The organism is Bartonella vinsonii subsp. berkhoffii ATCC 51672 (assembly GCF_902825225.1).
Lineage (GTDB): Bacteria > Pseudomonadota > Alphaproteobacteria > Rhizobiales > Rhizobiaceae > Bartonella > Bartonella berkhoffii.
Genome location: NZ_CADEAK010000273.1, coordinates 1 through 402 on the forward strand (window position 1 = coordinate 1; position 402 = coordinate 402).

At 39.8% G+C, this 402-nt stretch carries 1 protein-coding gene and 1 pseudogene; both read right to left on the reverse strand.

Annotated features, from left to right (window positions below; genetic code table 11):
* Positions 1 to 116: pseudogene (locus J7R10_RS10170) on the reverse strand (ABC transporter ATP-binding protein); the annotation flags it as partial.
* Positions 109 to 402 (reverse strand): ABC transporter permease (locus tag J7R10_RS09235; protein WP_208436524.1); only part of this gene is annotated, 294 nt, incomplete at its 5' end. The gene J7R10_RS09235 and the pseudogene J7R10_RS10170, both read right to left, overlap by 8 nt.

Here is a 402-nt window from a genome sequence, read left to right on the forward strand (position 1 = left end):
ATTCCAATTTTTTCTTTTCCCACAGAAAAGCTAACGCCGCGCACAACTTCTGCAATGCCACGCGTTGTAGGAAAAGAAATACATAAATCTTCTATCTCTAATAATTTTTTAATCATTGCGTGGATCCAATACATCACGAAGTCCATCACCCAGCAGATTAAAAGCAAGACTTACTAACAATATTGCACATCCTGGTATCACCGCTAACCACCAATTTGTCATCATAAATTCACGGCCTGTCGAAAGCATTGCTTCCCATTCAGGACTTGGAAGTTGAGCTCCCAATCCTAAAAAACCAAGACCAGCAGCTGTTAGAATAATACCAGACATATCTAATGTTAACCGTACCACTACTGAAGGAATACACATAGGTACGACATGGAACAAAATAATCCGCCAAGT